The sequence below is a fragment of the Streptomyces sp. CA-111067 genome (assembly GCF_050956065.1).
Lineage (GTDB): Bacteria > Actinomycetota > Actinomycetes > Streptomycetales > Streptomycetaceae > Actinacidiphila.
The window spans coordinates 3,090,978-3,104,797 of record NZ_CP192103.1; the positions used below are offsets into that span (position 1 = coordinate 3,090,978).

Genomic DNA, 13,820 nt, shown 5'->3' on the forward strand with positions numbered 1-13,820 from the left:
ACGCTCGTACGTCCCCGCACGCTCGTACGTCCCCGCCCACGGTACGGGACCGGGTGCGGGGACGTAGGGAGGCGGGGTCAGTCAGGCCCCTGCGCGGGTCAGCCCTTGAAGCGCGGGAACGCCGAGCGGCCGGCGTAGACCGCCGCGTCGTCGAGGATCTCCTCGATCCGCAGCAGCTGGTTGTACTTGGCGACCCGCTCGGAGCGGGCCGGCGCGCCGGTCTTGATCTGGCCGCAGTTGGTGGCGACGGCGAGGTCGGCGATCGTGACGTCCTCGGTCTCGCCGGAGCGGTGCGACATCATGCACTTGTAGCCGCTGCGCTGCGCCAGCTCCACCGCGTCCAGCGTCTCGGTGAGCGAGCCGATCTGGTTGACCTTCACCAGCAGCGCGTTCGCCGTGCCGTTGTCGATGCCCTTCTGCAGCCGCTCGGGGTTGGTGACGAACAGGTCGTCGCCGACGATCTGCACCTTGGTGCCGAGCCGGTCGGTGAGCACCTTCCAGCCCGCCCAGTCGTCCTCGAACAGCGGGTCCTCGACCGAGACCAGCGGGTACGAGGCGACCAGGTCCTCGTAGTACTCGGTCATCTCGGCGGCGGACCGCTCCTTGCCCTCGAACTGGTACTTGCCGTCCTTGTAGAACTCCGAGGCGGCGACGTCGAGCGCCAGGCCGATGTCCTGGCCGGGCCGGTAGCCGGCCTCCTTGATCGCCTCGACGATCAGGTCGAGCGCGGCGCGGTTGGAGTCCAGGTTCGGCGCGAAACCACCCTCGTCGCCGAGGCCGGTGGACAGCCCGCGGGACTTCAGCACGCCCTTGAGCGTGTGGTAGACCTCGGCGCCCCAGCGCAGCGCCTCGGAGAAGGACTCCGCGCCGATCGGGGCGATCATGAACTCCTGGATGTCCACGTTGGAGTCCGCGTGCGAGCCGCCGTTGAGGATGTTCATCATCGGGACCGGCAGCACGTGCGCGTTCGGGCCGCCCAGGTAGCGGAACAGCGGCAGGTCGGACGCCTCGGAGGCGGCGTGCGCGACGGCCAGCGAGACGCCCAGGATGGCGTTGGCGCCGAGCGAGGACTTGTCGGGGGTGGCGTCCAGGTCGAACATCGCCTGGTCGATCAGCCGCTGCTCGGTGGCGTCGTAGCCGACCAGCTCCGGGCCGATCTGCTCGATCACGGCCAGGACGGCCTTCTCGACGCCCTTGCCCTGGTAGCGGTTCTTGTCGCCGTCACGGAGTTCGAGGGCCTCGAAGGCGCCGGTGGAGGCGCCGGACGGGACCGCGGCACGGCCGGTGCTGCCGTCGTCGAGGCCGACCTCGACCTCGACGGTGGGGTTGCCTCGCGAGTCGAGGATTTCCCGGGCTACGACGACGTCGATGGACGGCACGTTGTCTCCTTCAGAGATCTGCGAAGTCTTCGTCTTCAGTGTCTTCTGTGTCGGCATGAGCCTAACCGGCTTCGCCGCCCGCGCCGGTCCTGGGCCGTGTCCTGAGACGGAAAACCGCCGGGCACGGGAAAACCCCGGCCGGGCACGCTCGGGGGGAGTACGTGCCCGGCCGGGGCGGATGGGGGGGTCAGCTCAGGTGCAGGTGCTGACCGGGGTAGATCAGGTCGGCGTCCTGGACGATGTCCTTGTTCAGGTCGTACAGGTGCTCCCAGCCGCCGGAGAGGTGCTGGGCCTGGGCGATGCCGGACAGCGAGTCGCCGGTGACGACGGTGTACTCGCCGTCGCCGTTCTTGACCGGAGCGGAGGTCTGGACCGGGGCCGGGGCGCTGTGCCTGGCGTGCCGGGGGGCGGACTTCTGCGTCGGCTGCTGGGTCGACTGCTGCGAGGAGCTGTTGTCGGAGGAGGACGAGCTGCTGCTGTTGCTGCTGGAGCCGCCGTTGTCGGAGGAGCCGCTGCCGGACGTGTTCACGTCGGCCGGGGCGCCGCCCGAGGTCAGGTTGCCGGCGCCGGCGCAGGACCAGGCACCCGGGCCCTGCATGGCGAGCAGCTTCTCGGCGGTGGCGATCTGCTGGTCCTTGGTGGCCAGGTCGGCGCGGGAGGCGTACTGGTCGCCGCCGGCCGCGTCCCAGCTGGACTGGGAGAACTGCAGGCCACCGTAGTAGCCGTTGCCGGTGTTGATGGACCAGTCGCCACCGGACTCGCACTGCGCGACGGCGTCCCAGGTGGAGACGCTGGCTGCGGAGGCGGAGGTGGCGGCTACGAGCGGTACGGCGATCGCGGTGCCGGTGACGCCGGCGAGAGCGGCGAACCGGACCAGCTTGGAGGCGCGACGGTGCTTTGCCATGGTGTTGTCATCCCTCACCGACGCCTGCGAGGTGAGCTGTCGGGTTCGGACGTGAGTTGCCCGGCCTGGGCCGCCTGCTGCGGCGCCTCGGCTTCACCCCGAGCCGGCCCCTGCTCGTCCGTCACGTTCGCGGCGCGGTGCGTGCCCGCTGTCCGGTGTGCGGATCAGGTTCCGGCGAAAGACCTTGGGTCCCCCGCTCCTGCCTGCGGCGCTTTCGCGTCGACTGTTCCCGTCGGTCGGCGGCAGGACTCGGCGTTCTGACCGGCGGGGCTCACTGTGGCGAGCGGTACGACGTTAAGCACAGGCCGCCGGGGAGGACAAACACCTCATGATCGCCCGCCGGGTGCCGTACCGGGCTGAGCGGTCGCACAGACCCGCAGGTCGCAGCGGGCGTTCTGAGCGCTCTGCGATGGAGCGGTCACAGCGGCCCGCGAGAGGCTTGTCACACCGGTGGCGGGCCGCGGCGTACGGTACGTCCGATTTGTCATCCGGCCGCCGCGACCCGGGAGTTCAGCCCAGAGTGAGGATCTGTCCGGGTTTGATGACATTCGGATCGGTGCCGATGGCCTGCTTGTTGGCCGCGTAGAGGTGCTGCCAGCCGCCGTCCACGTGCTGGCTGCGGGCGATGCCGGCGAGCGAGTCGCCGGAGCCGACGGTGTAACGGCTGGGCGCGGTGGGGCCGGTGGCGTGCTTGCCGGAGCCGACGGGGGCGGTCGCCTTGCCGTCGTCGGTGCTTCCCGGCCGGCCGGTCATGCCGAGGACCTCGGTACGGCTGGCCCGGTCTGCGGCGGCCAGCTCCTCGTCGGTCGGGCTGTACGGCCTGGCGTGCTTGCCGGAGCCGGCGCTCGGGTCGGGGGCGGGCAGCGGGTCGGTGCTGTCCGGGCCGCCGGGGTCGACCTGGCCGGGCGGGCGGACGTCGCCGGTGCCGGTGCCGGGCGAGGCCGGGTCGGTGGGGTCGGTGGACGGCGGGGTGGTGGTCCCCGTGGCCGGCGGGGGCGTGACCGGCGTGGTGGGGGCGCCCGGGGTGGTGGACGGCGGGGTGACCGGCGTGGTCGGGTCCGTCACCGGGGGCGTGACCGGCGTCGTGGGAGCGCCCGGGTCGATCGGGTCGGTCGGGTCGGACGGCGTGGTACTCGGCGTGGTCGTGCCGCCGCTCGCCCCCGTCGTCGAACCGGTGCTCGTGCCCGTGCCCGCGCTCGTCCCGGTGCCGGGCTGGTCGGCGGCCGGCGGTGTGGTGACCGACGCGAGCAGCCCCGTCAGCGTCTCGCAGCCGGGCCAGGCGTCCGGGCCGAGGTCGGACAGGATCCGCTCGGCCACGGCTATCTGCTGGGTGCTGGTCGCGAGGTCGGGGCGCTGGGCGTAGGCCGTGCCGCCGTACTGCTCCCAGGTGTCCTGGGTGATGGCGAGGCCGCCGTAGAAGCCGCTGCCCGGGTCGGCGTGCCACTGGCCGCCGGTCTCGCAGACCGCGACCCGGTCCCAGGTGGTCGCGTCGGCGGCGTGCGCGGCGCCCGCCCCGAGCAGGGGGAGCGCGATCCCGGCGCCCGTCGCCGCGACCGCCGCCATGGCGGCGGGAGCCTGGCGGGGGCGGCGGTGCTTGCCGTTCCCGGACGAGAGCATTCGGTCGCCTTTCTCTGATGCCTTGACGTGTCACGGCGGGGGCCGCTGATGCCGCTGTTGCGGCTTTTCCGCCGCCTTTGCGGTGCTTGGGGCGGCGCGGCCCTCGTGGTGCGCGTCCCGCGAGCCGGTTGTATCTCGCGTTGACCGCAGAACGTAGCGGTGTTGGCCAACGCATCACAAGTCGGTGTAGCGAGCGTCACGCCGTGATCACGTTCCTGACGCGGGGTCACTTCCCTTGCGCCGCCGGGGCGGTGCCGGGGGTGAACGCCACCGGTAGCGTACGCAATCCGCGCATGATCAAACCGCCGCGCCAGCGCAATTCTGCCGGATCGGCGGCAAGGCGCAGGTCGGGGAGCCGGGTGAGCAGCGTGGCGAACGCCGTTCTGGCTTCGAGACGGGCCAGCGGGGCGCCCAGGCAGTAGTGGATGCCGTGCCCGTAGCCCAGATGCGGGTTGTCCCGGCGGGCCAGGTCGACGGTGCCGGGCGCGTCGAAACGGGCCGGGTCGCGGTCGGCCGCGGCGAGCACGACGAGCACCGGGTCGCCGGCCGCGATCGGCCGGCCGCCGATGGTGAGCGGTCTGGTCGCGTACCGCCAGGTGGCCATCTCCACCGGGCCGTCGTAGCGGAGCAGCTCCTCGACGGCGGGGTCGAGCAGGGCGTGGTCGCCGCGGGCCAGCGCCTGCTGGAGGGCGGCCCGCTGCGCCGGGTGCCGGAACAGCGTGTGCATCCCGTTGCCGATCAGGTTGACCGTGGTCTCGAACCCGGCGAAGAGGAGCACGAAGCACATGGCGGCGGCCTCGTTGCCGGTCAGGTGCTCGCCGTGGTCGCTGGCCCGGATCAGACCGGAGATCAGGTCGTCGGCGGCGGACTCCTCGCCGAGCGTGGCGCGCTTGCGCTCGATCAGCTCGACCAGATACGTCCTGATCCGCTTGACCGCCCGCGCCACCCCGCCGCGCGGGCCGCCGCCCTGACCCGGCTTCACATGGCGCATCATCATGCCGGCCCAGTCCCGGAAGTCGTCCTGGTCCTCGGCGGGCACCCCGAGCAGGTCGCAGATCGCGTAGATGGGGAGCGGGAACGCGAACTCGTGGATCAGGTCGGCCTGCCCGGTGCCGTCCCGCAGCATCCCGTCCACGAACCGGTCGGCCAGCTCCCGCACCCGCGGCTCGAACTCCGCCACCCGGCGCGGGGTGAACGCCTTCGACACCAGCCGGCGCAGCCGGGTGTGGTCCGGCGGATCGATGTTCAGCAGATGCGTCATCAGATCCGCCGACCGCTCCCCCGGAATCCCGGTCTTCCCCCGCGCCCCCGGCGACTCCGCGTGATGCACCGGATTCTTGCTCAGCCGCCCGTCCGCCAACGCTTCCCGCGCCTCCGCATACCGCGTGACGAGCCATGCCTCCACCCCGCTGGGCACGGTCGTCCGATACACCGGCGCATGCTCCCGCAGCCACCCGTACGCCGGATAAGGATCGGAGGCGAACTCCCAGTCGAACAAGGTGGGCGGCGTCCCCGCGCGATCATCCATCCCCTGACGCTACCGCCGCGGCGCAGGTTGCCGCGGAGGGGAAGGTTCACCCCATCGGCGGAAAGATCATCGCTCGCCTTGGGTACGTCGGCCCCGCGCGCGAGACTCCGCCGCATGAGTGCACAGGTCGATATCCCGCCGGAAGGCGCTCCGGAGCCGGAGGAACCCGCCGACAGGTGGCCCCGGCCGCCGGTCGGCGGATGGACCGCAGCTGACCTCGACACGATTCCTGGGTTGCCTCCGCATACGGAGATGATCGATGGCGGCCTGTTCTTCGCAAGCCCACAGACCTACTTCCACATGGAAGTCCTGTGGGTATTGGTCTCGGCGGAGTCGGTCGAGCGCGACCGCGAGGTCAAACCGCGCAAGTACGCCCGGGCCGGCATCCGCAACCTCTGGCGGGTGGAGGAGAACGAGGGCCTGCCCGTCGTCTACGTGTACGAACTGGATCCGGCCACCGGGTCGTACGCGGTCACCGGCATCCACCACAAGGAACTGAAGGTCGAGGTCCCCTTCCCCATGACGGCGGATCTGACCTCGCTCAGGGGCCGCCGGACCGCTGCCTCGCAGCCCGAGGCCGGCGACCAGGGCTGAGTCTGAGCCCTGCCCGCTTCGCTACGCCGGTTCGGGGGCCGTGGCCTGGGCTGCGGCGAGGGTTTGGCGGCTGAGGTGGTCGGAGTGGCGGGTGGTTTCGGGGAGGCGGTAGGCGGGGGTCAGGGTCAGGACGTGGGTGGTGGTGGTCGGCAGGTCGATCAGGTGGCCGGTGGAGAGGTAGACCGGTTTCACGCCGGGCTGGGTGCGCAGGGCGCGGCCGACCGTCTCGGTGCCGTCGGTCAGGGGGGTGTGGGAGCCGCGGGCCTGGGGCAGGGCGGCGGGGTCGTGGCGGCCGGTGAAGGGGGTCTTGGCGACGCCCGCCGTGGGCAGGCCGGTGAGAACGCCGAGGTGGCAGGCCAGGCCGAAGCGGCGGGGGTGGGCCAGGCCGTGGCCGTCGCAGAGCAGCAGGTCGGGGGTGATCCGCAGGGCGCGCAGCGCCTCCACCAGGACCGGCAGCTCGCGGAAGGCGAACAGGCCGGGCACATAGGGGAAGGTCGTCCTCGCCACCGCGGTGGACTGCTCGGCCACCGCGAGGGTGGCCATGTCGATGACGACCACGGCCGCCGCGACCAGGTCGCCGGTGCCGCGGCCGTTACCGGCGTAGGCGACGTCCAGGCCGGCGACGTAACGGGGGTCGGACGGGCCCGGGCCGAGGTGGTCGGCGAGCGGTCGCAGCCGGTCCTGGAGCGCGCGGGCCTCGGCCTCGTCGGCGGGCCACTCGTGCGGAACGTCCACGCGCATGCCGCTACTCCCCCGCCTTCTGCGCCGTCTTCTCCTCGGTCTCCTCGGCCTTCTCCGCCTTCTCCGCCGCCTCCGCCGCGCGGATCGCCGCCCGGTAGCGGCGGGCCGCGTGTCGCAGGGCCGCCTCCGGGTCGAGGCCGGCGTCCTGGGCGGCGGCGGCCTCGGACAGCAGGTGGTCGCCGAGCGCGGTCTCGTCGGCGTAGGGGTCGGCGGGCGCGGAGGCCAGCGTCACCGGGCCGCCGGCCGGGGACTGCGGCACCGGCAGGCCCGCCGAGCGGGCCCGGGCGGCCAGCTTGGCGGCCAGCGCGAGGGCCGGGGAGGCGACCGGCACGCCGTCCGTCACGGACTCGCGGGCCTTCTCGACACCCTTGAGCCGCACCCAGTTGGCCTGCACCTGCTCGGGCGTCTCGGCGATCTCGTCGCCGTAGATGTGCGGGTGACGGTGCACCAGCTTGGCGACCAGGCCCGCCGCCACCTCGTCGATGTCGAACGGCTCGGCCGGATCCTCCTCGGCGATCGCCGCGTGGAAGACCACCTGGAGCAGGACGTCCCCGAGCTCCTCCTTGACCGCCGCGCGATCCCCCTCCTCGATCGCCTCGACCAGTTCGTACATCTCCTCGATGCCGTACCGGGCCAGGTCCTGGTGGGTGCGCAGGCTGCTCCACGGGCACTCGGCCCTGATCCGGTCCATCACCTGGACCAGGTCGAGCAGCCGGGCGCCGGGCAGGTCCCAGGAACCGGGCAGCAGCTCCAGGTCGGGCATCGCGACCCGGCCGGAGCCGCCGAGCGCGGCCAGCTCGTCGGTCACCTCGCGGTCGCCCTCGCCGCCGGCCGGCAGGTAGACGACCGTACGGGCGCCGGCCGCCGCGTCCACCAGCTCGCGCCCGGTCGGCGCGGCCAGCTCGACGCGGACACCCGCCTCGCGCAGATACGGCAGCTGCGGGTGCTCAGCGTCCGCGCACAGCACGCGGTCGGCCTCCCGCAGGATCTGCCAGGCCGGCCAGGAGAGCTGGCCGGGCGCGACCCGGTGGCTGGTGGTGAGCAGCACCAGCCGCCCGGGAGCGGCGCCGGCCGCTTCGTCTGCTTCGTTCACACCCCGAACGTACCCCGGGCCGCCGACATCCCCGCCGCCGGACCGGCCCGGCCGGCACGCACGGGCCGCCGGCGGGCCAGTATCCGTCAGGCGCCCTGCGGGGCCTGGGCCTGCGCCTGCGCGGCGGTCGGCGTCCGGTTCAGCAGCCACGGGTCCTTGGCGGCGCCGATGACCGCGGTCTTCGCGTCCCAGCTCCCGTACCGCGGGTTGATGTGCACGCCGAGCTCGTTCGCCTTCTTCGCGATGGCGCCGACGATCGCGGTCTGGCCGCCGTCGCTGCCGGGCTGGAAGCCGAGGCTCTGGGTGATCTTGCCGGCCGCCAGGCTGGTCCGCAGGAAGCTGTCGATGCCGCTCGGCGCGATGCCGTAGTTCTGCAGCAGGTCGGAGTCGAGGGCGGCCTCGCTGCCGTACTGCTGCACGGCCTGGGCGCGGGCGGCCTGCACCTCGCCGTTGCTGACGGTCAGTCTGGCGTCCGACAGCGCCTGGCTGATCACCTTGTCCTGCACCAGCATGGTCAGCGTCTGGGTGGACAGCGTGCTGCTCTCGCTGAGCAGCTGCGCGGCCTGCGGGGACTTCGTCTGCGCCGTACGCACCGCGTTGACCTGTGACTGGAGCGCGGCCACCGAGATCTTCTGGTCGCCGACCACCGCCGCGGAGCCGGTGCGGTCAGGTCCTGAACCACACGCGGTGAGTGCGGGCGACGCCAGCAGCAGCGCGGCTGCGGCGATCGAGACGGCGGTGCGGCGGCGGACCATGGTGCCTCCCGGCAGAAACGAGCCTCGCTGATCGATCGAACGCGGGCCTCATGAGAATAGAGAGCCCGGGGCGCCGATATCCAGCACTCCGCCGAACATGATCCGCCCGGCGGGCGGCCCCGGGACTCAGCCGCCGCACAGCTTCAGCATCATGTCCTTGTCCGCGGTCGTCACCGGCAGGTCGTACTTCTGCGAGACCTGCGCGAAGCGCACCGCGTAGGAGCAACGGATCTGGTGGTTCGGCGGCAGCCAGGAGGCCGGGCCGGAGTCGCTCTTGGAGCCGTTGGACGGACCGTCGACCGGAATCAGGTTGAGCGGATCGTTGGCGATGTCCTCGCGCTTTCCCTTGTCCCAGTGCGCGGCGCCCATCTGCCAGTCGTACGACAGCGGCATCACGTGGTCGATCTGGATCGTGGTGGCGTGCGTCTTGGTCCAGTTGATGGCCTTGCCGGTGTACGGGTCGTCCAGCTTCATGGAGGAGATCACGCACTTCGATCCGCCGCGGTAGTGCAGATCCGTCCCGTCCCGCTTGAGCAGGTCGTTCCGCGAGTCGCAGCCGTTGTGCGAGTACGGTATCGCGCCGGGCGCCGAGTCCGTCCAGGCGGAGCCGAACTCGTCCCTGCTGTAACCGGTCTTGGGCCCGCGGCCCTTGGTGGCGACCTTCTTGATCAGTGCGACGGCCTTGGCCTTGTCCGCCGCGGAAGTGATCGGCGCCAGGCCGGTCTTGGTGCCGTCGGGGTTGTCGAGCGGGCTGACGGCCCGCCCGTTGCTCACCACCGGGCCGCTGCCCGCGGTGGAACTGGCGCCGCCGCTCGGCGAGTCGAGGCCGATGTCGGTGTCCTTGCAGCCGGCCAGGCTCAGGGTGACGGTGAGGGCGGCCGCCGCGCACACGGCGGCCCTGCGCAGTCTCCTGGTACGGGAGGGCGCGGTGGTGGCGCCCGCTGTGCTGCTGCCCGCTGTCATGTACGCCCCTCGGGAGAGTTCTCGATGCCGGGAGACGCCGACCGCCCCCGCCTGCTACCCCTGCATCTGCCCCAACCAGGCGAGAGTACGGCGGACTTCCGCGGCGAACGGGTGGTGCGGGCCGTGCACCCGGTCGGCGTCGTACAGCAGCCGGGTCAGCACCTCGCGGGCCGCGTGCCGGTCGCCGGCGGAAAGCAGCAGGTGCGCGATCCGGCGGCGGATCTCCAGCGGGGTGGCCGGGTCGGTGGGCGTGTAGCGCTCGAAGTACGGCAGCAGGACCCGGTACTCGGCGAGCGCGGCGGCGGTGTCGCCGAGCTGCTCCAGGCACTGGGCCGCCTCGTAGCGGAAGCCGAGCGAGCCGCGGTCGGCGCCGCCGTACTGCGAGGCCAGCTCGTCGGAGAGCCTGCGCAGTTCGGGCAGCGCGCGGCGGTACTGGCCGTCCTCCATCAAGGTGGCGGCGTACTGCTTGCGCAGCGAGAGCAGCACCGGGGAGTGCTCGCCGTGCTTCTCGGCGGCGGCCGGCAGGATGCCGCCGAGGATGTCCACGGCCTGGGTGACCCGGCCGGCGTCCAGCAGCCGCCTGACCTCGTCCACCGCCTTGGCCAGGTCGATGGCCGCGGGCGCGGTGACCGGCGCGGGCGCCGGGTGGACCGGCGGCGGCGCGGGGCGGTCGGGCCAGGGCGCGTGCGGGCGCAGGAACGGCCGGGTGGGGTCCATCGGCCCCGGCGCGGGCTGCCCGCCGGAACCCGAACTCGGGCCGGGCAGCAGCGCGGCCAGGTCCCGGTAGACGTCCTGGGCGCCGGCCGGGCGGTCCTGCGGGTCCTTGGCGAGCAGCCGCAGCACCAGCGCCTCCAGCGACTCGGGCACCGCGGGCCGCAGCCGGCGCAGCGGCACCGGCGCCTCGTACAGGTGCCGGTGCAGCACGCCGAGCGCGGTGGAGCCGGCGAACGGCACATCCCCGCTGAGCAGTTCGTGCAGCAGCACGCCGAGCGCGTACAGGTCGGTGCGCGGGCCCACGGCGCCGCCCATCGCCTGCTCCGGCGCCATGTACGCGGGGCTGCCGATCGGCGAGCCGGTGTGGGTGAGCCGGGTGGTGTCGGTGTCCATCACCGAGGCCACACCCAGGTCGAGCACGGTGACCGTGCCGTCCGGCCGGATCATCACATTGCGCGGCTTGAGGTCGCGGTGCACGATCGGCACCGCGTGCACGGCCGACAGCGCCGCGCACAGCTGGGCCGCGACGGCCACCGCCCACGGCCACGGGTACGGCCGGTGCTCGGCCAGGTGGTCGCCGAGGTCCTTGCCCTCCACGTACTGCATGACCAGGTACAGGTCGTCGCCGTCGCCGCCCGCGTCGTGCACGGTGACCAGGCCGGGGTGGTCGACCTGCGCGGTGACCCGGCACTCGCGGTCGAAGCGCTGCCGCAGCTCGGTGACGTCCTGGCCGGCCGCGACCTTGTCGGGGCGCAGCAGCTTCACCGCGACCCGGCGGTCCAGCCTGCGGTCGTAGGCCGTCCACACCTGGCCCATGCCGCCCTGGCCGACGATCGCGGCCAGCTCGTACCGACCGGCGACGAGCCGGCCGGTCACCTGCCCTCCTCCTCCTTGCGGAGCAGGTTGCTCAACTCGTCGAGTTCGGCGCGCACCTGGTCCATCCGGGGACCGGGCGCGGGCGGGGCCGGCGGCGCGGCGGAGCTGGGTCCGGGTATCGGCGCGGGGGTGGCGGGCGACGGTGTGGGGGTCGGCGCGGGGCCGGGCGCCTGGGCGGCCGGGCCGTAGCCGTAGGGCGGCCGGGCGGGTATGCCGGGCCGGCCGGATATCGGGCCCTGCACCGGCCCGGGCGCGGCCGACGGGCCGCTGTCGGCCCGGTAGGAGTACGGGTTGGTGCTGCGCGGGTCCTGCCGGCCGAGCTGCTGCATCTGCTGCTGGTAGGCGAGGTAGCGGCGGGCGACGGCGCCGGTCCGCCGGACGTCCACCACCAGGAAGTAGACCGGGGTGGCGAACATGCAGAACAGCAGGCACGCCGCGCCGCTGTTGATCTGCCAGTCGTTGTCGTCGGTCGAGGTGGCGAAGAGCACGATCATGATCGGCACGAAGCCGGCCGACACCGCCAGCAGCACCCAGTCCTGGGTGCGCTTGAGCAGCATGGCGAGCCGGAGCATCGAACCCCACGCGCCGAAGCCGAAGGTGATCAGCGGCAGGACGGTGAAGAGCACGCGCAGCCCGATGTTCTCCGCCTGGCTGGCGGGCGGGGGCGGCGGAGCGGTGCCTTGGCCGTACATCGCTTGCTCCTGGACGTCGGTGCGGGTGGGGTGGACTGCGCGGCTCCCGGCGGCTCCGCCTTGCGCGCTACCGCACTTGGCGCCCCCGGTTCTGCTGCTGCGAGCGTATCGGCCACCGGGTCCGCGCGTCGCCCGGTCTCCGCCGACCTGTGGATAACTATTTCGGTTCGCGTACGACCGAGGGGCCAGGGGGCCGGCTTCCGGCGCGCCGTCCACCTGCCGGATCACCCGCGGGCCCAAGCTGGATTCCTACCAAACCTGGGTAAACCGGACGAGAAGGATCCGCCGATGCACGGCGAAAGCGAGACGGCCGAGGCCGAGGCCGCGACCGTGGCCCCTGCCCTGGACACCGAGGCCGTGCTCCCCGCCCAGGACGCGGCCGGCCCACCTCCTCCCACCGCGCAGGCCACCACCCAGGACACCGGCCTGACCCCAGGACCGGCCGACACCGGCGACGCGCACAGCCGGACCCGCGCCGCCGCCCCCTGGCTGCTGGCCGCCGCCTTCTCCGCGCTCTACGCGGCACTGTCGATCTCCCGCTACCGCCAGATGCGCACGATGTCCTGGGACCTCGGCATCTTCGAACAGGCCGTCAAGTCCTACGCCCACCTGCACGCGCCGGTCGCCGACCTCAAGGGCCCCGGCTTCAACGTCCTCGGCGACCACTTCAGCCCGATCACCGCACTGATCGCGCCCTTCTACCGGCTCTTCCCCACCCCCGTCACGCTGCTCGTCGCACAGGCGCTGCTCTTCGCGCTGTCCGTGGTGCCGGTGACCCGGGCGGCGGGCCGGGTGTTCGGGACGCGCGCCGGGCTCGCGGTGGGCGCCGCCTACGGGCTCTCGTGGGGAATCCAGCGAGCGGTGGACTTCGACTTCCACGAGGTCGCGTTCGCCGTTCCGATGCTGGCCTTCGCCCTGGAGGCGGTGCTGCGCGGGCGGTGGACCGCGGCCATGTGGTGGGCGGTGCCGCTGACGCTGGTGAAGGAGGACATGGGCGCCACCGTCGCCGCCCTCGCCGCGGTGGTGTGGCTGCGGTCGGCCCGCGCGACCACCCGCGGCGGGGCGAACGTCCGCACCTACGCCGTCATGCTGGCGGTGTTCGGCGCCGCCGCCTCGGTCCTGGAGATCCGGCGGCTGATGCCGGCCTTCCACGGCCCCGGCTACCACCTGCTCAACCACATCGACGGCGCCGGCACCCTCACCGGGCACATCCCCGCGGACACCGCCGTCCGCACCCTGCTGTGGCTGCTGCTGCCGGCCGGCGGTCTGCTCGCACTGCGCTCCCCGCTGCTGCTGGTGGCGCTGCCCACCCTCGGCTGGCGGTTCGTCAGCCACGAGCCAGCGGACTGGGGCACCGCCTGGCACTACAACGCGGTGCTGATGCCGGTGGTCTTCCTCGCGCTGGTGGACGCGGCCGAGCGGATCGTACGGTCATCGCCCCGGACGTCCCGCCGGCCCCGGCAGCCGCTCTCGTCGCGCCGCGCGCCGCTGCGCCCGTTCCTGCGCTCCTACGCGGCGGCCGCGCCCGTCGCCACGGTCGCCGCCGCGCTGGCGCTCAGCACCCAGCTCCCGCTGGCCTCGCTCTCGCACCCGGCCGCCTACCGGGTGGACGCGCGCACCAAGGCGGTGGTCGGGCTGCTCGACCGGATCCCGAACGGCGCCACCGTGGAGGCCAACGTGGGGCCGATCAGCAGGCTGGTCCGGCGGACGACCGTCTACTGGGTGGGCGGCACCAAGGGCGTGACTCCCGACTACCTGGCGCTGGAGGACAGCTCCGGCTGGGTACCCGACCCGGTCGGATACGCCCGGCAGCTGCACCCGGCCGCGCGGTACGTGATGGTCGGCAGCGCCGGCGGCTACGTGCTGCTGCGGCATGAGCGGGCGGCCGGGTAGGCCACCGTTCGACGAGCCCGGCGGCCGGCCCCCGCACCCGCGCGGCGGCCCGCCGGGTGACCGTCCGGTGA

12 protein-coding genes are annotated in these 13,820 nt (G+C 73.1%); 2 read left to right on the top strand and 10 right to left on the bottom strand.

What is annotated here, in order from left to right:
• Positions 1–98: 98 nt before the first annotated feature.
• The 4 genes from eno to ACQPW6_RS13385 form a co-directional block, all read right to left on the bottom strand.
• Entirely contained in the window at positions 99–1,436 is a 1,338-nt protein-coding gene (gene eno / locus ACQPW6_RS13370) for a phosphopyruvate hydratase (RefSeq protein ID WP_433889816.1), read from the bottom strand.
• Between the two features lie 130 nt (positions 1,437–1,566).
• Positions 1,567–2,283, bottom strand: coding sequence for a transglycosylase family protein (locus ACQPW6_RS13375; protein ID WP_433889817.1), 717 nt, complete (start codon positions 2,281–2,283; stop codon positions 1,567–1,569).
• A gap of 510 nt (positions 2,284–2,793) precedes the next feature.
• Complete coding sequence (locus ACQPW6_RS13380) at positions 2,794–3,900, bottom strand: transglycosylase family protein (protein WP_433889818.1); 1,107 nt, start codon at positions 3,898–3,900, stop codon at positions 2,794–2,796.
• Between the two features lie 226 nt (positions 3,901–4,126).
• Positions 4,127–5,428: a cytochrome P450 family protein gene (locus tag ACQPW6_RS13385; RefSeq protein ID WP_433889819.1), complete on the bottom strand. Its 1,302-nt coding sequence runs from the start codon at positions 5,426–5,428 to the stop codon at positions 4,127–4,129.
• 252 nt (positions 5,429–5,680) lie between these two features.
• On the opposite strand from ACQPW6_RS13385, the gene ACQPW6_RS13390 reads away from it, so the two are divergent.
• A complete protein-coding gene (locus tag ACQPW6_RS13390; protein ID WP_433889820.1) occupies positions 5,681–6,022 on the top strand; it encodes a hypothetical protein in 342 nt (113 codons plus the stop codon).
• A gap of 21 nt (positions 6,023–6,043) precedes the next feature.
• Here the strand turns inward: ACQPW6_RS13390 and ACQPW6_RS13395 are convergent, their stop codons facing one another.
• The 6 genes from ACQPW6_RS13395 to ACQPW6_RS13420 form a co-directional block, all read right to left on the bottom strand.
• Positions 6,044–6,763, bottom strand: a complete 720-nt coding sequence (locus ACQPW6_RS13395; RefSeq protein WP_433889821.1) for an endonuclease V — start codon at positions 6,761–6,763, stop codon at positions 6,044–6,046.
• Positions 6,764–6,767: 4 nt separating this feature from the next.
• Positions 6,768–7,856, bottom strand: coding sequence for a nucleoside triphosphate pyrophosphohydrolase (locus ACQPW6_RS13400; RefSeq protein WP_433889822.1), 1,089 nt, complete (start codon positions 7,854–7,856; stop codon positions 6,768–6,770).
• Positions 7,857–7,942: 86 nt separating this feature from the next.
• Positions 7,943–8,611: a SurA N-terminal domain-containing protein gene (locus tag ACQPW6_RS13405; protein WP_433889823.1), complete on the bottom strand. Its 669-nt coding sequence runs from the start codon at positions 8,609–8,611 to the stop codon at positions 7,943–7,945.
• Positions 8,612–8,737: 126 nt separating this feature from the next.
• A complete protein-coding gene (locus tag ACQPW6_RS13410) occupies positions 8,738–9,574 on the bottom strand; it encodes an HNH endonuclease family protein (protein WP_433889824.1) in 837 nt (278 codons plus the stop codon).
• Positions 9,575–9,628: 54 nt separating this feature from the next.
• Entirely contained in the window at positions 9,629–11,164 is a 1,536-nt protein-coding gene (locus ACQPW6_RS13415) for a protein kinase domain-containing protein (RefSeq protein ID WP_433889825.1), read from the bottom strand.
• Positions 11,161–11,856: a hypothetical protein gene (locus tag ACQPW6_RS13420; RefSeq protein ID WP_433889826.1), complete on the bottom strand. Its 696-nt coding sequence runs from the start codon at positions 11,854–11,856 to the stop codon at positions 11,161–11,163. Before ACQPW6_RS13420 ends, ACQPW6_RS13415 begins: the two co-directional genes overlap by 4 nt.
• Positions 11,857–12,144: 288 nt before the next feature.
• Here ACQPW6_RS13420 and ACQPW6_RS13425 point away from each other — a divergent pair, with 288 nt between their 5' ends.
• The gene (locus ACQPW6_RS13425; RefSeq protein WP_433889827.1) at positions 12,145–13,749 is read left to right on the top strand and encodes a DUF2079 domain-containing protein; all 1,605 of its coding nucleotides are present in this window, start codon (positions 12,145–12,147) and stop codon (positions 13,747–13,749) included.
• The last annotated feature ends 71 nt before the right edge of the window (positions 13,750–13,820 follow it).

Bases quoted from the DNA above. Each gene is read 5' to 3' on its own strand.
- eno (WP_433889816.1), bottom strand. From the start codon at position 1,436: ATGCCGACACAGAAGACACTGAAGACGAAGACTTCGCAGATCTCTGAA.
- ACQPW6_RS13375 (WP_433889817.1), bottom strand. From the start codon at position 2,283: ATGGCAAAGCACCGTCGCGCCTCCAAGCTGGTCCGGTTCGCCGCTCTC.
- ACQPW6_RS13380 (WP_433889818.1), bottom strand. From the start codon at position 3,900: ATGCTCTCGTCCGGGAACGGCAAGCACCGCCGCCCCCGCCAGGCTCCC.
- ACQPW6_RS13385 (WP_433889819.1), bottom strand. From the start codon at position 5,428: ATGGATGATCGCGCGGGGACGCCGCCCACCTTGTTCGACTGGGAGTTC.
- ACQPW6_RS13390 (WP_433889820.1), top strand. From the start codon at position 5,681: ATGATCGATGGCGGCCTGTTCTTCGCAAGCCCACAGACCTACTTCCAC.
- ACQPW6_RS13395 (WP_433889821.1), bottom strand. From the start codon at position 6,763: ATGCGCGTGGACGTTCCGCACGAGTGGCCCGCCGACGAGGCCGAGGCC.
- ACQPW6_RS13405 (WP_433889823.1), bottom strand. From the start codon at position 8,611: ATGGTCCGCCGCCGCACCGCCGTCTCGATCGCCGCAGCCGCGCTGCTG.
- ACQPW6_RS13410 (WP_433889824.1), bottom strand. From the start codon at position 9,574: ATGACAGCGGGCAGCAGCACAGCGGGCGCCACCACCGCGCCCTCCCGT.
- ACQPW6_RS13420 (WP_433889826.1), bottom strand. From the start codon at position 11,856: ATGTACGGCCAAGGCACCGCTCCGCCGCCCCCGCCCGCCAGCCAGGCG.
- ACQPW6_RS13425 (WP_433889827.1), top strand. From the start codon at position 12,145: ATGCACGGCGAAAGCGAGACGGCCGAGGCCGAGGCCGCGACCGTGGCC.